The organism is Rahnella bruchi, from assembly GCF_003614975.1.
GTDB classification, from domain to species: Bacteria; Pseudomonadota; Gammaproteobacteria; order Enterobacterales; family Enterobacteriaceae; genus Rahnella; species Rahnella bruchi.
In genome coordinates, this window is record NZ_QZWI01000007.1 from 143,136 (window position 1) to 167,292 (window position 24,157).

Here is a 24,157-nt window from a genome sequence, read left to right on the forward strand (position 1 = left end):
TAGCCCCATTACTGACATTAATGATAATTGATATTCTGACCGTATCGAAAATAAGTCTGAATTATCAGTAGGTTTATCATGAGAATACTCGTTGCAGGGGCGACAGGAAGTATTGGCCTTCATGTCGTCAATACCGCTATCAAAATGGGCCATCAGCCCGTGGCGCTAGTCAGAAATAAACGCAAAGTAAAATTGCTTCCCCGGGAAACAGATATTTTTTACGGCGATGTTTCATTGCCTGAAACACTCACCGAATTACCGAAAGATATTGATGCCATCATCTTCACGCTCGGTTCCGATGGCCAGGGGCGAATTGGTGCCAGAGCGATAGATTACGGCGGAGTGCGTAATATTTTACGCATATTTAAGAATACGCCTGTTCGTATCGGCCTAATGACCACGATTGGCGTGACTGAACGACTCAGCACCTGGAATCAACGCACTGAGGTGCATGACTGGAAAAGACGTGCCGAGCGTCTGGTAAGGGCGAGTGGTCACCCTTATACCATCGTCAGGCCCGGCTGGTTTGATTACAACAATAATGATGAACACCGAATCGTTATGCTTCAGGGAGATCGTCGCCATGCAGGAACACCGGAAGATGGTGTGGTATCCCGGGAGCAAATCGCCCAGGTTCTGGTCTGTGCCCTGACCAGCGACGAGGCAAAAAATAAAACGTTCGAGCTGGTGGCTGAACAAGGAGAAGCACAACAGGATCTTACTTTGCTGTTTGCAGACCTGCAAACTGATAATCCTGAAAAAAATGATGGGGTTTTAGATTTGAACAACATGCCTTTCAGTGAAGAACCTGAGTGCATTATTAACGAGCTGAACCTGTTTTCAAAACACGTAAAATCAATCTAACACCTTTGACAACTTGGCCCAATAGAGGCCGGTCTTATGACAGTTTGGATCCGGCCTTTATCCGAAGTATGGTTTGCCGGGTAGTACTAAATTCTCGGGCAATAGAGCTGATGCTTAAGCCTAAATTAATACGCTCAATAACGACCTGTTTTGTTCTTCGTTCAGTGAACCAGATTAATGAGCACAACTGAAATTAGACATGTCCGCTTATGGCACTCAGCCGACAGTTAAACCTCTTTGCACACAGTTTCACATAGGATAAACACCTTCGACGTTACCTCTAATTACGCTTCATTTTCAGAGAGTAAAATAGTCATGTTCACTCATGCTGCGGAACGCTCATACCAGATTTATGGAACCCGCAACTATCGGTGGTCATTCTGGTGGTTTTGACAGAAAGGGAATTCAGGATTTTCTTGTTTATTAGCCAGTTACTGGCAAAGGCGATCCCAGTCAGAGGAGCCAAATTTAGAAAAGCCCGCCTTGGGAAACTTAGGCGGGCTTTTTGTGCTTTGACTGCAGTCAATTGCTTTAAGCGAAGTGTAAACGTCAGTCGAGATAACACATCGAACATTCAATTCCCAATAATATGTCTAATTCTTAGCTCAATTGCTTCATCCAACTATGAATACTCTTTAATTCGATGATCTTGTTACGAATCGAAACTTCAATGTTCTCATTAATAGTTAATGGTGACCATATTGTTAAGTGAGGAGAGACTGCCATAAATTGCGTCATATTTTTACCATCTTTCTTAACCAAAGTAACCTTTTGCTTACTACGCCTCTGGTAATCATGTTCTTTATCCAGGCACTCCAGCGCTTCATTTAAAATGCATCGCCACTTTTCCTCTGTCAATTCATTAAGTTTAAATGGTTTGCCGCCTATGTATTTTTCTTTAATTTCAGGTCTGGATGCTACTTGCCAGGCATCGCGCCAAAAGGACAGGAATATTTGATCTGAAGTTTTTAAGTCTTCTATTATTTTTGGCAATTCAGGTGCTTTTAGCTCTGATTTAATAAGCTTAGATATTGGCCAGTTTTTGTACATCAACCCTTCAAGGTTAACCCCTAAAGAAATTTCATTGCTTTTTGGTTGCACGGCAATATTCCATTGGACGCCCTCGTTTCCATCACTCATGCCAAAAAATGGCTTATTGAGTTGGCCAAAAGGTCTACCTTTTATTTCTAAAACCTCACAAAAAGTCTGTAATAAAGCAGCATACTCTTCAGAGCGAGGTCTGTTTGGAAAATTGCTATTATTTTTCTTTCGATGAAGTTTTGTCTGAGGCGACGTTTGGCGATCAATACTTTCTATCATTTTAATATTACTCTGAGAATCAAAAATAGACTTTATAGCTTTGTATGCATCATCCGCGCACAAATTAAAGAACTCTCTTCTCTTTTGACGTAATGGACTTAACTTATAATGAATTAATTTCTCAAGTTCCTTGCAATCATCAACAGAAATGAAGTGAGCCACAGCCCAAATAAAATCGCCAGTTGAACTTTTATTTATTTCATGACACCGGGAAATGGGATCTCTGGTGGTCATTCCAATCTTACACACCGGCAAGTCAATGTCAGCGACTTCCAGAATATAGACATACCCACTCATTTTATCAGTCATGTTCACCTTTTTTTAAATTTATGAATATTCATCCATTCTCTATATAATAGCATTCCCTTTTGAAATCGACAGAGTTATTAATCAATTATAGTATTATTAAAAATACCGAAAAGGTTATTTCTTAAGCGCCGCAAATCTCATCCCCCGCACTTGACACCCCACATATCATGTATCATTATAAGTTACATGAAAACAAACAACTCACTTTCTTCAACGCTGCACATCCTTCTGCATATGGCTGATGCTGGCGTGCCGCTGACGTCGGAACAGCTGGCGGCTTTCCTCGACACGAATCCTGTCGTGGTGCGTAAGATGCTGGCCGGACTGCGCGAGCACGATATTGTTACGTCCGAAAAGGGCCATAACGGTGGCTGGAAGCTGGCGCGCGCGTTGAATGCCATCACCTTGTATGACGTCTATCTGGCGCTGGGCTCCCCTTCTCTGTTTGCTATCGGTAACCGTAATCACGCGCCAGAATGCCTAATCGAACAGGGGGTAAACCGAACCATGAATGGCGCATTCACTCAGGCGTATGAGCTGATCATCGGTCAGTTCAAACAACAAACTCTCGAGGAGATCGGTACAGAATTCTTAAATAACCCGCCACACACTTAAAACTGAGGTCAGTATGGATATAAACATCGCACACGGGCTTTCCGCATTGTGGAATTGCCTGATCATTGCCCTTGCCGCCAGCAGTATTTCCATGAGTATTACGCAGGCAGATTTATTTGAGCCCATGCGTAACTGGATTGAAAAGAAAAATAATACGCTCGGCCATCTGTTTAAATGTTTTTATTGTTTCAGCCACTGGGTAGTTTTTGCCGGCATGGTGATTTATCACCCGCTGATTATTAACAGCAATTACATTGTTGCCGACTGGCTGGTATCTGCTTTTCTGACTCTTACCCTGACCACCTTTATTAATGGTCTGATGTTCAAAGTGTTCCAGTCAGCGATTTCAACGCACGTACTGAAAGCACGCGCCCGTAAGGAATTAAGCGGCGACGCGCATTAATCAGACAATCAAAAAGCCCGCAGAAAATGCGGGCCATTTTGTATTATTTAAAGCAGCAGCCGTTAAACGTGCGCTATCTTCTTGGCATCCAGCGCTTTATGAATTGCCGCTTCCAGTTCGTTAATTTCAAATTTCGCCACGTATCCGTCGGCACCGACTTTACGTACGTGATCTTCGTTGGCGCTGCCGGAAAGGGAGGAGTGGATAATCACCGGGATATTTTTCAGGAACTCATCGCGCTTGATGTTCAGCGTCAGGGTGAAACCGTCCATTTCCGGCATTTCAAGATCGGTGAGAACGAAGGAAATTTTATCGGCGATTGGGCGCCCTTCTGCTTTGCACTCTTCCGCCATTTTGCGGATTTTATTCCAGGCTTCCAGACCGGTCACATGCATCTGCGCCGGGATTTCCATCATGTTCAGGCCTTTTTCCAGCATCTGACGCGCGACTTTCGAGTCTTCAGCAACTATCGCTACCGTGCCCGGTTTCAGCTTGAACGCGCTGGTTTTCTTCTTGTCCATATCGATGTTGCTGTTCGGAATGATGTCATGCAGGATCTGCTCGACATCCAGCACCAGCGCCAGACGGGTGCTGGATTTATCGGTATCAAGACGCGCGATACTGGTGATGTTGCGGCTCTTCACGCCGGATTCGGCGGCCAGCACCTGGCTCCATTCCAGACGCACGATGTCGTCCACAGATTCCACGGCAAATGCCTGCGTGCTGCGGGCATATTCCGTGACCAGCAAAATGTTCAGTCCGGTTTTCGGCACGCAGCCGACCACGGCGGGCAAATCAATCACCGGAATAATTTCACCGCGAATGTTAGCCATGCCCATCATCGGCGATGACATGCCTGCGGCTTTCGTCAGTGACGGCATAGGCACGATTTCGCGCAATTTAAAGACGTTGATACCAAAGAGTTCAGATTGTTCGTCTTCCGGCGAGGTTCCAAGACGGAACAGCAAAAGCTCAAACCGGTTTGATGATGTGAGATTGGTTCTCTCATCAATTTCTTTCTGAAAATTATCCATACTTTCCCCATGCCTGTCGTTATTCGTTTTTATCGGTGTTTGCGCTGTGCGTCGTTCGGAAAATAAGGACTCCGTTCTCTTTTTTTCTCAGAGGGACACTGTATTTATCGGCTGGTTCGGTGCAATTCTTTAGAGCGGCGGGAAAATTGAGCAGGAAAGACAACCCGGCATTGTGAAAATGCCGGGTCTGAACAGGATTAGCCGCCGATTTTCACCAGCGTTCTGCCCTGAATTTTATTATTCAGAAAATCTTCGGCGTAAGCAGGCGCTTGCTCCAGCGTGATTTCTGTTGCGGCTTGCTGATAGAAGCTTTCAGGCAGTGTACTGGCCAGCCGTTCCCACACCGCCGTACGGTGTTCAGCAGGCACAGAAACGGAATCGACGCCCTGCAAACGCACGTTGCGCAGAATGAACGGCATCACGGTGGTCGGCAGTCCAAAGCCGCCCGCCAGACCGCAGGCCGCCACGCACCCGCCGTAATTGGTTTGCGCCAGTACTTTAGCCAGAACCTTGTCGCCAACGGTATCGATGGCACCGGCCCACAATTGTTTTTCCAGCGGACGCGTTTCGGCAAAATCATCGCGTGAGAGAATTTCGCTGGCGCCCAGTTTGCGCAGGTAATCATGGGTGGATTCACGCCCGGTCACAGCCGCAACGGTGTAACCAAGCGTATGCAGCAACGCTACAGCAGTGCTGCCGACGCCACCGCTGGCGCCGGTCACCACGACGGTGCCACTTTGCGGCGTTACGCCCGCCTCTTCCAGCGCCATCACGCATAACATCGCCGTGAAACCGGCGGTGCCGATGATCATGGCGTTGCGCGCAGGCATTGCTTCCGGCAGCGCGACCAGCCAGTCACCCTTGACGCAGGCCTGCTGCGCCAGTCCGCCCCAGTGGGTTTCACCCACGCCCCAGCCGGTGAGGAGCACCGCTTGTCCGGCGGAAAAACGCGGGTCGTTACTGCGTTTCACGTGGCCGGTGAAATCAATACCCGGCACCATCGGGAACTGGCGGATAATTTTACCCTTGCCGGTGATCGCCAGCGCATCTTTGTAATTCAGACCTGACCAGCTGATATCCACCAGCACATCACCCTCAGCCATTTCGGGCAGCGAGATGTCTTTCACTTCGGCCAGAGTGGTTTTGTCTTGTTGTTCGAGAACCAATGCTTTCATTTTTTTCCCTTTTAATTTCAGGAGATTGAATTAGTGTTGTCGTCAGCCATGCGATTGCCGACGTAATGATTGCAGGTGCTGTTTTTCTGTTTATGGGAAAGCTGAATTTATGAGTGAAGACTGCCGCGAAAATAAGTCCAGAACTGATCCAGCGGTTCGGCGGAGCGGAACAGTTTTGCGCGCATTACTGCGCCTTCCCAGCCAGACCAGAAAATTTGCGACAGTTGTTCAGGCGGTATTGTTGTGCCGATTTCGCCGCCTGATTGGGCCTCCCGCAGGCAGGTGGCAATCCGGCTTTCCCATTCGCCCAGGATGACTATCAGTTTTGCGGGGAAATCTTCAGGAAGCAACGGGGACTCCTGTAACAGGTTCCCCACCAGGCAGCCACGGGTGAAACCAAACTTTGCCATTCCCTGTCCGGCATGCTGTACAAAAGCGTCGATGCGACTTAGAGGTGACATTGTCACGTTCAGCAAGAACTTATCCAGCCGGTGAGCGAAGAAAGCGCCATACGCATCCAGTACGGCCATGCCAAAATCCTGCTTACTTTTGAAATAGTGATAAAACGAGCCTTTCGGTACGGCGATGTTTTTAATCACCGTTTCGATGCCTGCCGACAGATATCCCATCTCTGTGATCACTTCCAGCCCGGAGCGGATCAGCGCCTCGCGCGTATCCGCAAACTCGCGTTCAGTTCTCGGCGGACGCCCGCGTCGAGGCTTGTTCAGCGTTTCAGGGTCAGTAGTCAGATCAGCATTCATAATTTAGACCGGTCGTTTATTAATTGCAGAAAGCCTACGCCGAATCATTTTCACAGGCAAGCCCGCATGTTTCTGCCCGACCTTCCCTGCAAAGCAAAAGGCCCGCACGGAGTCACCGGAGCGGGCCTTTTAAACAGCATGAGTATGTTGTAACTATTTCTCGCTGACTGTCTCGCGGCGAGTTTCCTGCACGCTGTAACGGTTGGTTTTAAAAGGAATATCCAGCCGTTCGCGCAGGGTTTGCGCTTCTGAAGGATGCCAGTATCCACGCGCCGCCAGCACCGGCAGAACCAGCCGCGTGATGTCGTCGAGCGCTTCCGTCAGTACAGGTCCGCTGATGATAAAGCCGCTTGCGCCGCCCTCTTCCACCCAGCGGATCAGCTGGTCTGCGACCTGTTCCGGCGTGCCGAAGAATTCGCCGCGCGGCAGCGTGGTCTGATATGCCACTTCACGCAGCGTCAGGTTCTCGTCTTTCGCTTGTTTCTTGATGCTGTCTGTGGTCGAACGGAAAGTGTTCTGACCTAAATCACCCAGTTCCGGGAACGGGCCGTCAGGCGGATACTGGCTGAAATCATGATGATCGAAGAAGCGTCCGAGATACGCCAGCGCATCATCGAGCGAAAGCAGGGAAAGCAGATACTGATATTTGGCCTCGGCTTCCTCTTCGGTTTTGCCAACTATCGGGCTGATGCCGGGGAAAATCCCCACCGGATGACGTCCATTTTTCGCGACCTGCGCCTGCAATTTTGCGGCGTACTCCTGCGCTTCTTCCAGCGTGCGGGCGTTAGTGAAAACTGCATCGGCTGATTTTCCTGCCAGCGCGATACCGGCGTCAGATGCCCCTGCCTGGAAAATCACCGGCTGTCCCTGTGGCGAACGCTGGATATTCAGCGGCCCCTCCACCGAGAAGAATTGTCCCTGATGATTGAGTTTGTGCAGCTTCGCGGCATCAAAAAACACGCCGCTCTCACGGTCACGGACAAACGCACCGTCTTCCCACGAATCCCACAGCCCCTGCACCACGTTGATATATTCTTCTGCAATCTGATAACGCAGCGCGTGCTCGGGATGATCTTTGCCGAAATTTTTCGCAGAACCGGCCAGCGGCGACGTCACCACGTTCCAGCCCGCGCGACCCTGACTGATATTGTCGATGGACGCCAGCTGACGCGCCACGGTAAACGGGTCGCTGTAAGAAGTCGAAATAGTTCCTGCCAGCCCGATGCTGTGCGTGGCAGATGCCAGCGCCGACAGCAACGCCACCGGCTCGAAACGGTTGAGAAAGTGCGGCAGCGATTTTTCGTTGATGTGCAGACCGTCGGCGACAAACAGAAAATCAAATCCGGCAGCTTCAGCGCGCAAAGCCAAATCGCGGAAATACGGAAAATTCACGCTGGCATCGGCAGGCGCTTTTTCATGTCGCCACGAATTCATATGTCCGCCCGCACCGTGCAGCATCAGACCCAGCTTAATACTCTTTGAATGGCTTGAATGGCTCATGAAATTTCCTTAATGCTGGCCTGCCAGCAATTCGATGGACTTCAGACGCACCGCGGCATCTGTCAGTGGGGTATGGATCACAAATTCATTCACGCACAGACGGCGCTGAATATCGCGCAGCTGCTGATGGATATCGCCGGGCGTACCGTGCAAAACGCTGAGCTTCTGTTGTTCGATGTGGTATTGCGTCGCGCCCGCCTGTTTCACAAAGGCTTCTGCCTGTTCGCGGGTACCGACCGTGACGTGGCGATCGCCGACGGTGACGCGAAAATTATGTTGTTCAGCCACCAGCGCTTCTGCCTGCTCACAGGTTTGCGCCGCAAGTACCGCCAGGCTGACCAGTGCCTGCCCCTGTCCGGCAGAATATTCGTGATAAGCCAGCACCGATTCGGTCATCACCTGTTCCGAAGTATTGATGAACCCGGCAAACACAAAATTCCAGCCGAGCGACGCCGCCAGCCGCGCGCTTTCCGGGCTGGCACCCAGCAGAAATCGCTGAGGACTGGCAGGCGGACGCGGCAACGCACGCGCTTCATTGCCTGCCAGATGATCGTCAAGATGAGTCAGATAATGCGTCAGTTGCTGCAACTGTGCAGGAAATCCGGGAACAGCATCCGCCTGCGTATAACCGCGCAGGGCTTTGGTTGAAAGCGGCAAACCGCCGGGTGCTTTTCCGATACCGATATCAACGCGATCCGGCGCCAGCGACGCCAGCAGATGGAAATTTTCAGCCACTTTATACGGGCTGTAATGTTGCAGCATCACGCCACCTGAGCCGATCCGCAGCCGGGATGTCCGTGCCAGCAGCCAGGCAATCAATACTTCCGGCGAGCTGCCCGCCAGCCTATCGGTGTCGTGATGTTCTGATACCCACAGGCGGTGATAACCCAGCGCTTCGGCTTTAAGCGCAAAAGTGAGCGTCGCTTCCAGTGCCTGCGCCGCAGTCTGTCCTTCGTTAATCGGGCTTTGGTCTAATAAACTCAGTCGGTAATTCACCGGACATTCCTTTTTATCTGTCACGCTCTCAATCTATAGTGACAAAAAGAGTTCCACGAAATACGACCAAAGCTAAATAATAAAAACACGTTTCTATAGTCAGTATTTTGCTATGCGGTTGTCTGCAAAAATGAGCTGTGCAAAACGACTATAAATTATAGCGACTGAGTATTTAGTTATTCTCTCCGGTCTGGCTAGCATGAAATGACCTGCACTATTCCTGTCACAACCATTTCAGACAATAAGGTTATTTCATCATGAGCATTTCACTTGCCGAAGAAACAAAAAACATCGCACAAAAAAACACATCGGGTTTAGAAGAACAACTCATCGCCTGGCGCCGTGAATTACATCAGCATCCTGAATTATCTAATCAGGAATTTGTGACCACGCAAAAAATCACGCAGTGGCTGAATGCCGCCGGGATCCGCATTTTATCCCTCGGATTAAAAACCGGCGTGGTGGCGGAAATCGGTCCGCAAACAGGTCCGGTCGTTGCGTTGCGCGGTGATATCGACGCATTGCCGATAGAAGAAACGTCCGGCGTGCCGTTCAGTTCACAGCAGCCCGGCGTAATGCATGCCTGTGGCCACGATTTCCATACCTCGGTGATCCTCGGCGCGGCGCATTTACTCAAAGCGCGGGAAGATCAGCTACCGGGGCGTGTAAGGCTGTTTTTCCAGCCCGCTGAAGAACGGTTTGGCGGTGCGTCACAGCTGATTAAAGCCGGGGCGCTGGAAAATGTGGATGCTATTTTTGGTCTGCACAATGCGCCTGAATTACCGGTCGGGACCTTCTCCACCAAGGGCGGCGCGTTCTACGCCAACGTGGATCGCTTCCAGATAACGGTGACCGGCAAAGGTGCGCACGCCGCGCATCCGGAAGAAGGCATCGACAGTATTGTCACCGCCAGCCACATCGTGACCGCGCTGCAAACCGTGGTCAGCCGCAATGTCAGCGCCCAGGAGGCCGCGGTGGTCAGCGTCACCCGTATTGAAGGCGGCAATACCTGGAACGTGTTGCCGCAAACCGTGGAACTTGAAGGCACGGTGCGCACGCACAACAGCGAAATCCGCGAACAAATTCCGCAGCGTATCCGTAAAGTGATTACCGGTGTCGCCGACGCGCTGGGCGCTAAAGCCGAATTACACTGGTTTGGCGGGCCACCGGCGGTGGTTAATACGCCGCACTGGGCCGAATTCAGCCTGAAAGCAGCGGACGAATTTGGCTATAAAACCGAAGTTGCGCAGGCACAAATGGGCGGTGAAGATTTCGCGTTTTACCTGCATCACGTGCCGGGTGCATTTGTCAGCATCGGCTCCGCCAGTGATTTTGGTTTGCACCATCCGCAATTTAATCCGGACGAATCGGCTATTTATCCTGCAGCAGAATATTTTCAGCAACTGGCTGAAAAGGCGCTGGATGAATTAATTTCACAGTAACGAAAGCGTTTAATTTTATATGCATGACGCCCGGAAATTCCGGGTGTTTTTCGTGAGTTTTTAAACCGGTGTGTATTTCCACTTTCTCTCTTTGATTATTTAATTTTGTTGTTTTACATCCCTGTAACACTCGGGAATAGTGAAAGCGTCATCTCACCGGTATCGCCACACAATAAGCCACCACACAATAAGAAGGCAGGGTAAAAATAATAATGATGAAACATAGCGTAAAATTCACCGCCATAAAAAGTACGGGCATCGCCGCTTTATTAAGTCTTTCAACACTGGCCTATGCCGCGCCGGGTATTGATCTGGTAGCCAATGAAACGCCGGTTAATACACCGAAAAGCCCGGAAGCCGTGGCAAAAATCCCGGCTAACTTTAAATTTGTTGAACCCGGCACCCTTACCGTGGCGCTGGCGGTGCTTGGCAGCGCCCCACCGTTCGGCTTGTACGCCCGTGATAACAAAACCGTGATTGGCAGTGAAGCCGACATCGCCCGTCTGGTGGCTGACGGTTTAGGCCTGAAACTCAAAGTGGTTCCGGCCTCATGGGAAGACTGGCCGCTGGGTGTGACCTCCGGGAAATACGACGCGGCCATCTATAACATTACCGTCACTAAAGACCGCAAAACCAAATTTGATTTCGCGACCTATCGTCAGGATACGCTGGGCTTTTACGTGAAAAGTGACAGCAAAATTACCTCCATGACTTCCGCGCCGGATATCGCCGGTAAACGCATCATCGTCGGTTCCGGCACCAATCAGGAAGCCGTGTTGCTGGCCTGGGACAAAGAGAATCAGGCCAAAGGATTACCGGCGCTGAAACCGCAATATGTCACCGATGACGCCGCTGCCACGCTGGCCATTCAGTCCGGTCGTGCCGATGCCACTTTCGGACCGAACGTCACCGGCGCGTATAAAGCGCTGCTGACAGGTAAAACCAAACTGGTCGGCACCGTGCCGGGCGGCTGGCCGAAAACCGCCAATATCGCCGTCACGCTGAAAAAGGGCAACGGACTGGTAGATGCCGTGCAGGCCTCGCTCAACAGCGCCATTGCCAGCGGTGCTTATATCAAAGTGCTGGACCGCTGGGGCGAGAGCGTTGAGAAAATCGATCATTCAGAAATTAACCCGCCTGGACTGGGCGATTAATCAGAGGACGCCACGATGAGCGACGACGTATTTATCCAGACCGTAGCGGAAGACCCGCTGATTGCGCCGGTAATTCAGGGCTTGTTCGGCGAATACCGTGAACGCTACGGCGATTATTTTGCCAGTAAGGAACCTGAGGATGACAGCGTATTTGCCCGCCCGGACGGCGCGTTCATCGTTCTGCTGAGAAACGGAGCGCCCATTGCGATGGGCGCTTATAAGCGGTACGACGCACAAACCGCCGAGCTGAAACGCATCTGGACGGACCGGTCGCTGCGCCGTCAGGGGCTGGCGCAGAAAATTTTGCATGAGCTGGAACGCCGCGCCGCCGCTTACGGTTACCGGCAGGTGTTCCTCACTACCGGTTTCCGTCAGCCGGAAGCTGTCGGCTTGTATCTGTCTCATGGATATCAGCCGCAGTTTGACACACGGCTGGATCCGGAAGTGTATTCCCGACCGCCTTATGACGGGCGTCTGCCGTTTACCAAAAAACTGACCGCCGACGTTCCGGTGTCGTAATCAGCAGCAATCAGAAAGAGAAAGCCTATGAGCGAAAATGCCCCTTCATCCGTGAATCATCCCCCGCTAAAAGTGGTGCCGGCGCGTTATCCGTGGCGGCTGGCCGGTGCCGTCTTTTCGGCGTTTATTTTGTTATGGATTATTCAGTCGATTGCGACAAATTCCCGCTGGGAATGGGGCGTGTTCCGGCAATGGTTTTTTGATCCGGTGATTTTATCGGGTCTGGGAAAAACGCTGTTACTCACCCTGCTGGGAACCGTGTTCGGCGTGATTTTCGGTACCGCTCTGGCTCTCGCCCGCCTGTCGAAATCTTACTTACTAAATGCGCTGGCCTGGGGCTATATCTGGCTGTTCCGCTCTTTGCCGCTGTTGCTGGTATTGATCATCCTCTACAACTTTTCCTACCTGTACGACAATCTGTCGTTGGGCATTCCGTTCACGCATATCTCCTTTTTCAGCACGCCAACCGTTGATTTGCTGGATCAGTTTTCGGTTGCCGTTCTTGGTCTTTCGCTGGTTCAGTCTGCCTATACCGCAGAAATTATCCGTGGCGGGATTTTAGGCGTTGAGCACGGGCAGCATGAAGCCGCCGCTGCGCTGGGATTACCGGCTTACCGTCGCACCTTCCGCATTATTTTGCCGCAGGCGCTGCGCTCGATTCTGCCGACCGGTTTTAATGAAGTGATAAGCCTGGCGAAAGGCACATCGATTGTTTACGTGCTGTCGATGCCGGAACTGTTCTACACCGTACAGGTGATTTATAACCGCACGCAGCAGGTAATTCCGCTGCTGATGGTGGCGACCATCTGGTATCTGCTGATCACCACCGTGCTGTCATTTTTGCAGTATTACGTCGAGCGTTATTTCTCCCGCGGCACCGTTCGTCAGGTCGCGCCCACTCCGTTGCAGCGTCTGCGTCAGTGGCGCGTCGCCCGTCTTCAGTAAAGGGAAAATCTTATGTCCGAAGCCTTTGATTTATTCGTTAACCGCCCGGCTGATGCTCCCGCAGAACCCCTGTTTGTGCTTAAACCGCACACCGCGACCGTCGGGCGCATTGATATCAGTAATCTGAGTAAATATTACGGCGCGCACAAGGCGCTGGATAACGTCAGTCTGAGCATCGAACCGGGCACGGTAACGGTTATCCTCGGCCCTTCCGGCTCGGGAAAATCCACGCTGCTGCGCACCATTAATCATCTGGAACGGGTGGATGAAGGTTTTATCCAGATTGACGGCGATTACATCGGTTACCGGCGCAAGGGCGACACGCTGTATGAACTGAAAGAGCGCGCCATTCTTAAGCAACGTACGCACGTCGGCTATGTGTTCCAGAATTTCAATCTGTTCCCGCACATGACCGTGCTGGACAACATTATCGAAGCGCCGGTGGTTCACGGATTGTTGGGCCGCAAACAGGCCATCGCCCGCGCCTATGAACTGCTCGACACTGTCGGGCTGCGTGAAAAAGCGCAGGCCTGGCCGCGGCATTTGTCAGGCGGGCAGCAACAGCGCATCGCCATTGCACGGGCGCTGGCGCTCAATCCGAAAGTGATGTTATTTGATGAACCCACGTCAGCGCTGGATCCCGAACTGGTCGGCGAAGTGCTGGACGTGATTAAGAAACTGGCGCAGTCAGGCGTCACGCTGGTGGTGGTAACGCATGAAATTGGCTTCGCGCGTCAGGTTGCCGATCAGGTGGTATTTATGGTGGATGGCGCGATAGTGGAAACCGGCAGCGCGGCACAGGTGCTCGACCGGCCACGTCATGCACGTACCCGCCGTTTTCTGGAGAAAGTGCTGTAAATTCTGCTTATTGGCGATTGGTAAATCGTAAATCGGTAAAAATCCGGCACCAAGATGCCGGATTTTTTATATCAGCTTTTAGCGAAACTGTGCCGCATGAAGCTGCGCATAACGTCCCTGAAGCGCCAGCAGCGATTCGTGCGTTCCCTGCTCCATAATGCCTTCTTTATCTACCACTACAATGCGGTCGGCATTCTGGATCGTCGCCAGACGGTGAGCAATCACCAGCGTCGTCCGTCCTTCTGATAACTCCGCCAGCGACTGCTGAATCGCCTGTTCCGTCGCCGTATCCAGCGCAGACGTCGCTTCGTCGAGGATCAGGATGGGCGGGTTTTTCAGAAAAATACGCGCGATCGACAGGCGCTGTTTCTGCCCGCCGGAAAGCTTCACGCCACGCTCTCCGATAACCGTTTCCATCCCCAGCGGCAGTCCGTCGATCACATCATCGAGGCGCGCACGACTGGCGGCCAGCCGGATTTCTTCTTCGCTGGCACCCAGTTTACCGTAAGCAATATTCTCGCGGATGGTGCCGCCAAACAGGAACACGTCCTGCTGCACAATGCCGATGTTATGGCGCAGCGAGGTTTGCGTCATATCACGGATATCAATACCGTCGATGGTAATACTGCCGCTGTCGATATCGTAAAAACGCGGCAGCAGCGAACATAGCGTCGTTTTCCCGGCACCCGATGGCCCGACAAACGCCAGCGTTTCGCCCGCATTAATCGACAGCGTGATGCCGTTAAGAATTTTGCTGGCCGGGGTATAACCGAATACCACATTGTCGTAATGAATATCACCGCGCAGATGGCTGACCACCTTCGCACCGGGACGGTCGACAATATCCGGTGCGGTATCGATAAGTTGCGTAAAACGTTTAAAACCGGCGATGCCTTTCGGATAACTTTCCAGCACCGAACTGATTTTTGCCACCGGGCGGAAAAAGACCTCCACCAGCAGCAGGAAGCCGACAAATCCGCCATACGTCAGCTGATCGTTAATCACGTACCAGGTACCGGCCACCATCACAATCAGCTGAACCAGACGCGTACTCAGATAGCTGAGTGTCAGGCTGGCGGTCATGATCTGATAGGCTTTCAGCTTGGTGCTGCGGTATTTGTCGTTATCTGCCGCAAAAAGTTTTTGCTCATGTTCTTCGTTGGCAAAAGCTTTCACGACACGAATGCCGCCAATGCTTTCTTCGATGCGGGCGTTGAAATTTCCCACCTGCCCGAAAAGCCTGCGCCAGGTTTCGGTCATCTGCGCGCCATAACGGCTCACCATCCAGGTCATGGCCGGCACAATAATAATGGTCATCAGCGCCAGTTGCACATGCACTGTCGCCATCAGAATGAACGCCCCGATAAACGTCATTATTGCGATAAAGACATCTTCCGGCCCGTGGTGTGCCACCTCGCCGACTTCTTCGAGATCTTTCGTCACGTGGGTGATGATGTGACCAGTTTTCGTATTGTCGTAATAACGGAACGAGAGTTTCTGTAAATGGCTGAAAGCCTGACGGCGCATATCGGTTTCAATGCCGACACCCAGCGCGTGGCCCCAGTAGTTAACGATCGCCATCAGCGCGGTATTAAACAGGTAAATGAGCAGTAATCCGACCGTCGCGCCGATAATGAGTACCCAGTCGTGGGCGGGCAATAATTTATCGATGAAGGTTTTGATCGCCATCGGAAAACCGAGCTCCAGCAGTCCGGCTAAAATCGCGCAGCCGAAATCGAGGAAAAACAGTTTTTTATAGGGCGCGTAATAAGAGAAAAAACGGCGGAGCATCATGCATCCTTATGAAATAGCCTGAAGGCGAAGCGAGTAGTCTAGATGAAAACGGTTATCAGTCAGAGTGTTTTATAAGACTGTTTTAGTTGTGGATTATCTGAGAATGTCTAAGCGTAGCTGAACTGACAGAAAGAAAGGCCGCCCATCTGTGGAGCGGCCTTTATAACATAATCTTAGTTTAAGACAGGGGAATTAAGAGTAGGCGTGCAAAGTACGTTTACACAGTTCTGAACGCACGCAATCCTCTTTGCCAAACTGAATGATGCCAATCATCTCGTCTTCTTCGAAGCGGGACATTGCATCGCTGAGCCCCGATACTACGCCGCGTGGTAAATCGCACTGGGTAATATCACCGTTAACGATAACCGTCACGTTTTCACCGAGACGGGTCAGGAACATTTTCATCTGACTGGCCGTGACATTCTGAGCTTCATCCAGAATAACCACAGCGTTTTCAAAAGTACGCCCGCGCATATAAGCGAATGGCGCAATTTCGACCTTGCCTATTTCCGGTCGCAAGCAATATTGCAGGAATGATGAGCCCAGGCGACGTAATAGAATGTCGTACACCGGACGGAAATAAGGCGCGAACTTTTCAGAAATATCGCCGGGCAGGAAACCGAGATCTTCATCGGCCTGCAATACCGGACGCGTCACAATAATTCTGTCGATTTCTTTGTGAATTAATGCCTCTGCCGCTTTCGCAGCACTGATAAATGTTTTGCCGCAGCCCGCTTCGCCAGTGGCAAAAATTAACTGCTTATTCTCTATGGCTGATAAGTAATGACCCTGAGCTTCAGTACGCGCTTCGATGACGGAAGTATCGCGACTGTCGCGAGCCATTCCGATCGATTCCAAACCGCCCATCTGTACCAATGACGTCACAGATTCTTCCTCGCGCTGGCGGTGACTGCGTGAATCATTACGAATGACACGTTTTGCTTCACGACGAGCTTTGATCACTGCTTTCTGTCTTCCCATAGTGGCACCTTACAGTTTGATTCACTTAACGCTAAGGCATAATGCCCGCACGATTATGTTTCACTAACAAATGAGGTTTTGGTCTCCTTTTAGACCAAGTAGAGCCAATGAATAACGTGAAGAGGAAAATAGACCAAAGCGATTAGGTAATAATCTTTTGGCTGCTTTCTGTTCACAAGGAGGCATTGTCAATAATGACAAACCGCTGACCCAAACAATGAAATTGCCAGAATAATAGCCAATGCGTTTCGCATCAGATTGAGCAGGTTTTAAGGGGTCAGTTAAAGAACAGGGTTGCTGTAGCGTGGATGAAAACATCTGTAGAAAACGGTAGGAATAAACTGAAAATGGTTGAGTTAATATTGGAGAGTCGGAAGCCTTGCCCTCGTTTGCTTTTAAGCGACAACAACGAGTGAATGAGTGAAGCTTGTTATTTTCTATCACCAGCCCAAACATGGACTTTACCATTCGCGCTCCCCGCAGTGTTATTCACGGCACCTGCCGTACACCTTGTGAAAACTACCGCTTAATAATTTCAGTATAATGACAGCTGAAATAATTGCGTTACCAAAATGTAAAAAAATTTGTGTCCGGCGTCAATAGGATCACCAGGATCTTTTTCAGATCCTCCGCAAGCGCGCTTAATTCTCCTCAGCTCAGCAGATTATTTTTCTTTTCATTGATGAAGTAACTGTTAATCCCATCCGCCAGCGCACGGGCCATTTTCTCCTGAAAGACCGGCTCACCGAGCAGTTTCTCTTCCTGTTTATTGGTGATGAAAGAGGTCTCCACCAGCACTGAGGGAATGCGTGGCGATTTTAACACTGCGAAACCGGCCTGTTCCGGATGCGGGCTGTGCATGTGATGCACTTTGACAATATTTGCCGCCAGATGACTGCCAAAATTCATGCTGCGGTGAATGGTTTCATGCTGATCGAGATCAAACAGCGTTTCTTTAAGGTATTGATCGTCAGTCTTAAAATCATTGTCGTACAGCACATCGACGCTGTTTTCACTTTGCGATAAATACCGCGCCATCGCGCTGCCTGCGCCGTGCTCAGACAGCGCAAAAACCGATGCGCCCGACACCTGATCGTTAGTGAATCCGTCAGCGTGAATGGAGATAAACAGATCCGCTTCGTGCTGATGCGCCAGACTGACGCGGTGATACAGCGGGATAAAAACATCATCCTGACGCGTCAGCACCGCGTGAATACCGTGCTGTTCATCCAGCAATGTTTGCAGTCGTCTGGCGATATGCAATACCACATGCTTTTCGTAAGTGCCTTCATTGCCGATTGCCCCCGGATCCTTACCGCCATGACCGGGATCGATCATCACCAGCAGGGGTTTCTCTGCACGCGGCGTGGTGGTGGTTACCGGGATCGTCTCCGGTACATCCTGCATGGCACTCTTTTCTGTAATCGACACGTTCAGCACGCCATTCTCCGCGCTGCGCGTAATCACCGGTTTCCCTTTCACCTGTAACACAATACGCGCCACGTCCGGGCTGAAATGAGCAAGGCGAGCTTCTGCCACCCACGGAAATTTCTGCCTCACCACGGTCAGCGCATGTTCCAGTTCAGGGGGAAACGACGTCATCGGCATATCGATAACCACCCGCTGCGGCGCGCTGAGCATAAACACACGACAACGCTTATCGGCTGCCGGTAATGCCAGGTGGATCTGGCCGGCATCCGACGTCATCGTGATGCGTACCGCCTTTTGGGCGGCATAAAGCCGTGGCGCGGTCAGTGACAGTCCGATACCGAAAATCAGCAGTTTTCTGCGGGAATGGTTGATGGTCATAGCAATCTCAGTGCAGGCACGTGATAAATCATTTTCGCGATTTATCATCATGACATTACGAAGATTTTTATGGGTTAAGGGGAGTATTAACAGGACGTGAATTACGTTACTAAGCGTAAAAAGGATTCTGGTTTTGTGACTCCCCCTTCGCAGGGGGAGCAGCAAGGTCAGGCTTCGATTAACGATTGTCCGAGATAGTGACTCTCATCTTTATTGCCCGGCAGCGTGAAGAAAAAACCTCCGCCATTTGGCCGGATATATTCTTCCAGCGCCTCGCCGTTCAGGCGTTTTTGCACCGTCAGGAATCCTTTCTCCAGATCATGCTGATAACAGACAAAAATCAGCCCCATCTCCAGTTGCCCGGAATTGGTCACGCCCAGCGAATAGCTGTAACCCCGTCGCAGCATCAGGTTGTCATCGGTTTCTTTAGTGCGCGGATTGGCCAGACGGATATGCGCATCCAGCGGGATCACTTTGCCTTCGGGATCTTTGGTGTAATCGGGCACATCGTGCTCTTTTTCCATCCCCAGTGGCGCGCCAGTCGCTTTATGGCGGCCAAAAATGGATTGCTGTTCCTGCAACGGCGTGCGGTCCCAGAATTCCACTTTGAACGGGATCAGACGTGTGACCTGATAACTGCCCCCTGTTGTCCAGACCGGTTCTGACTGATCCGGCGTCACCCAGATGGTTTTATCCATCAGCGGCTTGTCTTTGGAATCGGGATTGGCCGTGCCGTCTTTAAAGCCCAGCAGATTAATCGGCGTTTCTTTGCCCTGACTGCGCGCGGCATGGGAAGAAATAAAACCATCACGACGCCAGCGCACGCTGAGCAAATCCGGCGTGTATTTAATGATGTCACGCAGTGCGTGAACCACGGTGTCGCTGTTATTGGCGCAGATTTGCAAAGACAGATCCCCGTGACACAGCTTCGCGTCGAGTGAATCATTCGGGAAACGCGTCATGCGGCTTAATTTCAGCGGCTTGTGTGGCGCCAGTCCGAAGCGTTCATCAAACAGAGATTCACCAACGGAGAGAGTCAGCGTCAGGTTATCGGGGTAAATTTCTGCCCCCATCACCCCGGAATCCATCGGCGGGAATTTCGGATCAAGTGATGGGGCGGTGCCACCGGTGGTCAGAAAAGCAAAACGAGTATCGAGAAGACGGAACAGACGCTCGAGGTCGGCTTTATTGGTCGCCAGCACATCAAATGACACCAGCATCATCGATGCCTGCTGTGGCGTTAAAATGCCTGCCTGATGTTCACCATAATACGGCTGCTTTCCCCAGCGTTCGTCGGGAGAAACGGTGCCTGGCGTGTATTCTTTTTTTGCTCCGGGTGTTTTCTCAGCCTGCGCAGTGGCTGCGCCGCCCAGGGCAAATGCCCCGCCTAACAATCCCACGCCTTTTAGCAAGCTACGGCGGGAAGAGGAAACGTCATCTTGATTATTGTTTTTGTGACTCATTGCTATGCCTCGGTATAACGCTCCTCCCCCTGCAAAGGCGGAGGCTGGGAGGGGGTATTAAGGGCTAAGACCTCATCAAAGCAACTTCAACTTTTTGATTCTGCTTTAATACCCCACCCCAACCCTCCCCTTCGCAGGGGAGGGAGCTGAAGAATTTAATCCAGACCTAAAACACCGCGCAGTTTGGCCAGATCTTCGGCCAGCGTGGTGATCGGACCTTTCATGGCGTTACGGTCTGCATCGGACAGTTTTTCGTAATTCTCATAGCCGTCTTTGGTTTTGTATTTATCCAGCAGGGTATCGACAGTTTTGAAGTTTGCGTCGATTTTTTCCAGCAGCGGTTTGTCGGCTTTTTCCAGCAGCGGACGCAGCAGGTTAACGATTTTCTGCGCGCCGTCGAGGTTAGCGCGGAAATCCCACAGGTCAGTGCGGCTGTAACGGTCTTCTTCGCCGCTGATTTTGCTGGCTGCCACTTCTTCGATAAGCCCTGCCGCGCCGCCGACGACTTTGCTCGGTGGGAAAGTCAGGTCAGTGATGCGTTTTTGCAGATCGACCGTGTCGGTGTAAAGCTTGTCAGCGAATGGCTCTGCGCCTTTGGTGGTTTTATCGGCGAAGAGGATTTTCTCCAGACGGTGGAAACCGGTGAAGTTAGGATCTTCTGCTTTTTTCTCGAAATCGTCTTCACGGGCATCGATGCTGCCATCCAGATCTGAGAACAGTTCAGCAATTGGTTCGATGCGCTCATAGTAAACGCGGGTCGAAGCGTACAGAGACTGCGCTTTCGCCAGGTCACCTTTCTTAATCGCGTCAGTGAAGGCTTTGGTGTGTGATACCAGTTCAGCAACCTGCTGCGTTACATACACTTTATATTCAGCAATCGGCCCGACCAGCGCCATCGCGTCCGGCTTAGCGGAAGCCGCTGCGCCTTCTGCGGTCACGGTCAGTTTGCCTTTCGGATTGCTCAGTAAGCCGCAGGTCATGTCATATTCGCCCGGCTCCAGATTGGCGGTCATTTTCTGAGTGAAGCCCGGTGCAACGTTTTCACGCTCTTCCACCACCATCACGCCTTTCAGAATTTCCCATTCCAGGTTTTTCTGGCTGTCATTGTGGATAACAAACTGTGTTTTACCGGCCGGCACACTCAGCGCCATCGGTTCACACTGTTTATCGTTCACAGTAATTTTGACCTGACGAACGTCGGCTGCCAGTACGTTAGCGCTCAGCGTAAAAGCCGGCAGAGACAGCAGTGCAATCTGTAAAGCTTTACGGCGAAAATGTGGCATGTACAACTCCATGGCAAAGGCAAAGTGATAAACAGGTTTATACAATTAACGTTGTGTTTTTTGCCCGGCAGAAGCCGTGGCAGCCACAGAGGATTTCCCCTGAGGCAGGAAAAAGAAGAACAGCGCCGGGATCAGGTACAGGAAATAAACCAGCACTTCACTGACGCTTGGCGCTTCCTGATAACCAAACATCCCTTCCAGCAAGGTGCCGAACAGCGAATGCGTGGAGAGCGTATTGCTTAAATCAAACGCGATATCCTGCAAACCGTTCCATAATCCCGCTTCGTGGAAAGCGCGGATCGCGCCCGCTGCCAGACCGGCTGCAACAAAGAGGATAAACAGGCTGGTCCATTTGAAGAATTTGGCCAGATGCAGTTTCACACCGCCGTAGTAGATAAGGAAACCCAGCACGATGGCGGCGCCCAGCCCGAGCATTGCGCCAATTGGTGCGGCAATTCCCACGTCCTGCTGGAAGGCTGCCAGCAAGAAAAACACCGATTCCAGGCCTTCACGTGCGACGGCAAAAAACACCATCGCCACCAGCGCCCAGCCCTGCCCGCGCCCGGAATTCAGCGCATTATCAATCGCGCCTTCCAGATGCACTTTGATTGAACGGGACACTTTGCGCATCCAGAACACCATGTAAGTCAGAATGCACACCGCGACCACGGCGACAATCCCTTCAAATAATTCCTGCTGTTTTTGCGGAAATTCACCGGTAGTGGCGTTGATGAAAAGCCCCAGCGCCAGACATAACGCCGCCGCGACGAACACGCCAATCCAGACCACACCGAGCCACTGCCCGCGTTGCGTCCGTTTTAGATAGCTGGCGATCAGGCTGACAATCAGCGCCGCTTCCAGCCCTTCGCGAAACATAATGAGAAACGGAACGAACATAGCGAAAACTCCTGACCCTGTTGATCTGCAAAAACTGTAAGGTCTCTGTAAAGAAAAGTAAAAAGAAACGATAGTGATTATCATTCTTGCAAAAAGAAATACAAGAGGTAAGCGTTCCTTTTTTGAAGATGTCTTCGCAAATGCGTATAAAAAGTCAGGCGGGAGCGTTCTGAGGTGAGAAACTGGCTGGCAATGTGTCGGGAAATGCGGCGAAACGGGGTCAGGACGACCCCGTTATGTGCGACCTCTGAACAGAGGTTTATCAGATAGTGTTATATTCCGCTTCCGCAGTTATGAAGCGTTCTTCCACCGCAGCAGAAGGTTTGCGTCCCATCAGGCTGACAATCCAGATAGCCAGCGAGGCAAAGATAAAGCCCGGAATGATTTCGTACAGCTCAGTCCAGCCGTATTGCTTCCAGAGGATAACTGTAACCGCACCGACGATCATGCCTGCCAGCGCACCGTTGCGTGTCATGCGTTTCCACATGACTGAAATCAGGATAACCGGACCAAACGCCGCACCGAAACCAGCCCACGCGTAACTCACCAGACCCAGCACGCGGTTCTCAGGATTTGCCGCCAGCGCAATCGCCACCAGAGCAACCACCAGCACCATCAGACGACCCACCCATACCAGCTCACGCTGACTTGCACCTTTGCGCAGGAACGCTTTGTACAAATCTTCCGTGATCGCACTCGAACACACCAGCAACTGGCAGCTGAGCGTACTCATCACCGCCGCCAGAATGGCGGACAGCAAAATACCGGCAATCCACGGGTTGAAGAGGATTTTCGCCAGCTCGATAAATACGCGCTCACCGTTTTGCGTCACGTTACCTGCTTCACCCGGATTATTGCTGAAGTACGCAATCCCGAAGAAGCCCACCCCGACGGTGCCTGCCAGACACAGAATCATCCAGGTCATACTGATCCGGCGTGCGCTGCGAATGGTGCGATGGGAATCAGCCGCCATGAAACGCGCCAGAATGTGTGGCTGACCAAAATAACCCAGCCCCCAACCCAGCAGTGACAAGACCGCGACCAGATTCATGCCTTTAAACATGTCGGTGTATTCAGGATTCTTAGCGTGAATCACCATCATAGAGGTATCAATGCCACCGACCGCGAGGATGACGATCACCGGCGTGAGGATCAACGCGAAAATCATCAGACTGGCCTGCACAGTATCCGTCCAGCTGACCGCCAGAAAACCGCCAATAAAGGTATAGACGATAGTCGCTGCCGCTCCGGCCCACAGTGCCGTCTGGTATGTCAGGCCAAAGGTGCTTTCAAACAGACGCGCACCGGCAACAATGCCGGACGCACAATAAACGGTGAAAAACACCAGAATCACAATTGCGGAAATAATACGCAGCAGTTTGCTGGAATCTTCAAAACGATGAGTGAAGTAATCCGGTAGCGTCAGCGCGTTATTATTGGCTTCGGTATGCACACGCAACCGCCCTGCGACCAGCTTCCAGTTCAGGTAAGCGCCGATCGTCAGACCAATCGCAATCCAGCTTTCGGAAATTCCGGAAATGAAAATCGCGCCCGGTAAACCCATTAACAGCCAGCCGCTCATATCCGAAGCACCGGCAGAAAGCGCCGTAACCACGCTGCCTAAACTGCGTCCACCCAGAATATAGTCATCAAAGTTTTTGGTTCGTAAATACGCGATGAGCCCAATTAAAATCATCCCGAAAATATAAACACAAAACGTCACCAGCATCGGTGTGCCCATTGTCATTCCATTCTCCACTTTCTTCTTATTTGCGATGTTGTCCGGCATCTGTCTGTCCTGACGCCCTTCTCTTGAAGGACTGCCAAAAACCTGCCGGGGCGAGATGATGGCTGAAACCGGCTGTAGTTTCAGCATTACTCTCCCTATTTTTTATATTTTCGCGTCAATCGTCAGCGTCAATAGCATGGCTGTTGTTCAAAAATCCTGTCGTGCCGGATACTGGTTCAGCAGCGGCGGCATTTCAATTGTTTTAACAATTTTGATACCTAAAACTCACGCTTCATCACAGTTATC

22 protein-coding genes and 1 pseudogene are annotated in these 24,157 nt (G+C 51.3%); 8 read left to right on the forward strand and 15 right to left on the reverse strand.

Annotated elements, in window-relative coordinates:
* The first annotated feature begins 78 nt into the window (after nt 1-78).
* Entirely contained in the window at nt 79-864 is a 786-nt protein-coding gene (locus tag D5398_RS14070; protein ID WP_120508193.1) for an SDR family oxidoreductase, read from the forward strand.
* Between the two features lie 34 nt (nt 865-898).
* Here the strand turns inward: D5398_RS14070 and D5398_RS14075 are convergent.
* Both D5398_RS14075 and D5398_RS14085 read right to left on the reverse strand, forming a co-directional pair.
* Nucleotides 899-1,015, reverse strand: a pseudogene (locus D5398_RS14075) (helix-turn-helix domain-containing protein); the annotation flags it as partial.
* Between the two features lie 449 nt (nt 1,016-1,464).
* Nucleotides 1,465-2,493: a GIY-YIG nuclease family protein gene (locus D5398_RS14085; protein ID WP_120508194.1), complete on the reverse strand. Its 1,029-nt coding sequence runs from the start codon at nt 2,491-2,493 to the stop codon at nt 1,465-1,467.
* A gap of 186 nt (nt 2,494-2,679) precedes the next feature.
* Between D5398_RS14085 and D5398_RS14090 the strand changes: the two genes are divergently transcribed.
* Together D5398_RS14090 and D5398_RS14095 are read left to right on the forward strand one after the other, a co-directional pair.
* A complete protein-coding gene (locus D5398_RS14090) occupies nt 2,680-3,108 on the forward strand; it encodes an RrF2 family transcriptional regulator (RefSeq protein ID WP_120508195.1) in 429 nt (142 codons plus the stop codon).
* Between the two features lie 13 nt (nt 3,109-3,121).
* On the forward strand, nt 3,122-3,511 hold the full coding sequence (locus tag D5398_RS14095; RefSeq protein ID WP_120508196.1) for a DUF1360 domain-containing protein: 390 nt from the start codon (nt 3,122-3,124) through the stop codon (nt 3,509-3,511).
* A 62-nt stretch (nt 3,512-3,573) separates the two neighbouring features.
* Here D5398_RS14095 and D5398_RS14100 read toward each other — a convergent pair whose 3' ends face one another.
* From D5398_RS14100 to D5398_RS14120, 5 genes are all read right to left on the reverse strand, one after another.
* Entirely contained in the window at nt 3,574-4,545 is a 972-nt protein-coding gene (locus D5398_RS14100; RefSeq protein WP_120508197.1) for a chemotaxis protein, read from the reverse strand.
* 197 nt (nt 4,546-4,742) lie between these two features.
* On the reverse strand, nt 4,743-5,720 hold the full coding sequence (gene acuI / locus D5398_RS14105) for an acrylyl-CoA reductase (NADPH) (RefSeq protein ID WP_120508198.1): 978 nt from the start codon (nt 5,718-5,720) through the stop codon (nt 4,743-4,745).
* 107 nt (nt 5,721-5,827) lie between these two features.
* Nucleotides 5,828-6,481: an acrylate utilization transcriptional regulator AcuR gene (gene acuR / locus D5398_RS14110; RefSeq protein ID WP_120508199.1), complete on the reverse strand. Its 654-nt coding sequence runs from the start codon at nt 6,479-6,481 to the stop codon at nt 5,828-5,830.
* A 153-nt stretch (nt 6,482-6,634) separates the two neighbouring features.
* Entirely contained in the window at nt 6,635-7,981 is a 1,347-nt protein-coding gene (locus tag D5398_RS14115; protein WP_120508200.1) for an LLM class flavin-dependent oxidoreductase, read from the reverse strand.
* 9 nt (nt 7,982-7,990) lie between these two features.
* Nucleotides 7,991-8,977, reverse strand: coding sequence for an MsnO8 family LLM class oxidoreductase (locus D5398_RS14120; protein WP_120508201.1), 987 nt, complete (start codon nt 8,975-8,977; stop codon nt 7,991-7,993).
* Between the two features lie 257 nt (nt 8,978-9,234).
* Between D5398_RS14120 and D5398_RS14125 the strand changes: the two genes are divergently transcribed.
* The 5 genes from D5398_RS14125 (at nt 9,235) to D5398_RS14145 (ending at nt 13,895) form a co-directional block, all read left to right on the forward strand.
* Nucleotides 9,235-10,419, forward strand: a complete 1,185-nt coding sequence (locus D5398_RS14125) for a M20 peptidase aminoacylase family protein (RefSeq protein WP_120508202.1) — start codon at nt 9,235-9,237, stop codon at nt 10,417-10,419.
* 215 nt (nt 10,420-10,634) lie between these two features.
* Nucleotides 10,635-11,573: an ABC transporter substrate-binding protein gene (locus D5398_RS14130; RefSeq protein ID WP_208645962.1), complete on the forward strand. Its 939-nt coding sequence runs from the start codon at nt 10,635-10,637 to the stop codon at nt 11,571-11,573.
* A gap of 15 nt (nt 11,574-11,588) precedes the next feature.
* Nucleotides 11,589-12,092 carry a GNAT family N-acetyltransferase gene (locus D5398_RS14135; protein WP_120508204.1) on the forward strand — a complete coding sequence of 168 codons (504 nt, stop codon included), beginning with the start codon at nt 11,589-11,591 and terminating at the stop codon, nt 12,090-12,092.
* A gap of 27 nt (nt 12,093-12,119) precedes the next feature.
* A complete protein-coding gene (locus tag D5398_RS14140; protein WP_120508205.1) occupies nt 12,120-13,037 on the forward strand; it encodes an amino acid ABC transporter permease in 918 nt (305 codons plus the stop codon).
* Between the two features lie 12 nt (nt 13,038-13,049).
* Entirely contained in the window at nt 13,050-13,895 is an 846-nt protein-coding gene (locus tag D5398_RS14145) for an amino acid ABC transporter ATP-binding protein (RefSeq protein ID WP_244216766.1), read from the forward strand.
* A gap of 78 nt (nt 13,896-13,973) precedes the next feature.
* On the opposite strand, the gene D5398_RS14150 is transcribed toward D5398_RS14145, so the two are convergent.
* The 8 genes from D5398_RS14150 to putP form a co-directional block, all read right to left on the reverse strand.
* A complete protein-coding gene (locus tag D5398_RS14150) occupies nt 13,974-15,686 on the reverse strand; it encodes an ABC transporter ATP-binding protein (RefSeq protein ID WP_120508206.1) in 1,713 nt (570 codons plus the stop codon).
* 195 nt (nt 15,687-15,881) lie between these two features.
* The gene (phoH, locus tag D5398_RS14155; protein ID WP_120131086.1) at nt 15,882-16,670 is read right to left on the reverse strand and encodes a phosphate starvation-inducible protein PhoH; all 789 of its coding nucleotides are present in this window, start codon (nt 16,668-16,670) and stop codon (nt 15,882-15,884) included.
* Between the two features lie 63 nt (nt 16,671-16,733).
* Nucleotides 16,734-17,138, reverse strand: a complete 405-nt coding sequence (locus tag D5398_RS14160; RefSeq protein ID WP_120508207.1) for a hypothetical protein — start codon at nt 17,136-17,138, stop codon at nt 16,734-16,736.
* Nucleotides 17,139-17,321: 183 nt separating this feature from the next.
* The gene (locus D5398_RS14165; protein ID WP_120508208.1) at nt 17,322-18,479 is read right to left on the reverse strand and encodes an N-acetylmuramoyl-L-alanine amidase; all 1,158 of its coding nucleotides are present in this window, start codon (nt 18,477-18,479) and stop codon (nt 17,322-17,324) included.
* Between the two features lie 167 nt (nt 18,480-18,646).
* Nucleotides 18,647-19,942 (reverse strand): iron uptake transporter deferrochelatase/peroxidase subunit, encoded by a 1,296-nt coding sequence (gene efeB, locus D5398_RS14170; protein ID WP_120508209.1) that lies wholly within the window; start codon nt 19,940-19,942, stop codon nt 18,647-18,649.
* A gap of 155 nt (nt 19,943-20,097) precedes the next feature.
* Nucleotides 20,098-21,225 carry an iron uptake system protein EfeO gene (gene efeO, locus D5398_RS14175; RefSeq protein ID WP_162940765.1) on the reverse strand — a complete coding sequence of 376 codons (1,128 nt, stop codon included), beginning with the start codon at nt 21,223-21,225 and terminating at the stop codon, nt 20,098-20,100.
* 45 nt (nt 21,226-21,270) lie between these two features.
* A complete protein-coding gene (efeU, locus tag D5398_RS14180; RefSeq protein ID WP_120508210.1) occupies nt 21,271-22,122 on the reverse strand; it encodes an iron uptake transporter permease EfeU in 852 nt (283 codons plus the stop codon).
* 262 nt (nt 22,123-22,384) lie between these two features.
* Nucleotides 22,385-23,869: a sodium/proline symporter PutP gene (gene putP, locus D5398_RS14185; RefSeq protein WP_120508252.1), complete on the reverse strand. Its 1,485-nt coding sequence runs from the start codon at nt 23,867-23,869 to the stop codon at nt 22,385-22,387.
* Between the last annotated feature and the right edge of the window lie 288 nt (nt 23,870-24,157).

Coding starts and splice junctions, on each gene's coding strand:
- D5398_RS14070 (WP_120508193.1), top strand. CDS start 79: ATGAGAATACTCGTTGCAGGGGCGACAGGAAGTATTGGCCTTCATGTC.
- D5398_RS14100 (WP_120508197.1), bottom strand. CDS start 4,545: ATGGATAATTTTCAGAAAGAAATTGATGAGAGAACCAATCTCACATCA.
- D5398_RS14140 (WP_120508205.1), top strand. CDS start 12,120: ATGAGCGAAAATGCCCCTTCATCCGTGAATCATCCCCCGCTAAAAGTG.
- acuR (WP_120508199.1), bottom strand. CDS start 6,481: ATGAATGCTGATCTGACTACTGACCCTGAAACGCTGAACAAGCCTCGA.
- D5398_RS14160 (WP_120508207.1), bottom strand. CDS start 17,138: ATGGTAAAGTCCATGTTTGGGCTGGTGATAGAAAATAACAAGCTTCAC.
- D5398_RS14135 (WP_120508204.1), top strand. CDS start 11,589: ATGAGCGACGACGTATTTATCCAGACCGTAGCGGAAGACCCGCTGATT.
- D5398_RS14145 (WP_244216766.1), top strand. CDS start 13,050: ATGTCCGAAGCCTTTGATTTATTCGTTAACCGCCCGGCTGATGCTCCC.
- D5398_RS14095 (WP_120508196.1), top strand. CDS start 3,122: ATGGATATAAACATCGCACACGGGCTTTCCGCATTGTGGAATTGCCTG.
- D5398_RS14150 (WP_120508206.1), bottom strand. CDS start 15,686: ATGCTCCGCCGTTTTTTCTCTTATTACGCGCCCTATAAAAAACTGTTT.
- D5398_RS14130 (WP_208645962.1), top strand. CDS start 10,635: ATGAAACATAGCGTAAAATTCACCGCCATAAAAAGTACGGGCATCGCC.
- phoH (WP_120131086.1), bottom strand. CDS start 16,670: ATGGGAAGACAGAAAGCAGTGATCAAAGCTCGTCGTGAAGCAAAACGT.
- D5398_RS14090 (WP_120508195.1), top strand. CDS start 2,680: ATGAAAACAAACAACTCACTTTCTTCAACGCTGCACATCCTTCTGCAT.
- putP (WP_120508252.1), bottom strand. CDS start 23,869: ATGACAATGGGCACACCGATGCTGGTGACGTTTTGTGTTTATATTTTC.
- D5398_RS14165 (WP_120508208.1), bottom strand. CDS start 18,479: ATGACCATCAACCATTCCCGCAGAAAACTGCTGATTTTCGGTATCGGA.
- efeO (WP_162940765.1), bottom strand. CDS start 21,225: ATGCCACATTTTCGCCGTAAAGCTTTACAGATTGCACTGCTGTCTCTG.
- D5398_RS14085 (WP_120508194.1), bottom strand. CDS start 2,493: ATGACTGATAAAATGAGTGGGTATGTCTATATTCTGGAAGTCGCTGAC.
- acuI (WP_120508198.1), bottom strand. CDS start 5,720: ATGAAAGCATTGGTTCTCGAACAACAAGACAAAACCACTCTGGCCGAA.
- D5398_RS14125 (WP_120508202.1), top strand. CDS start 9,235: ATGAGCATTTCACTTGCCGAAGAAACAAAAAACATCGCACAAAAAAAC.
- D5398_RS14115 (WP_120508200.1), bottom strand. CDS start 7,981: ATGAGCCATTCAAGCCATTCAAAGAGTATTAAGCTGGGTCTGATGCTG.
- efeB (WP_120508209.1), bottom strand. CDS start 19,942: ATGAGTCACAAAAACAATAATCAAGATGACGTTTCCTCTTCCCGCCGT.
- efeU (WP_120508210.1), bottom strand. CDS start 22,122: ATGTTCGTTCCGTTTCTCATTATGTTTCGCGAAGGGCTGGAAGCGGCG.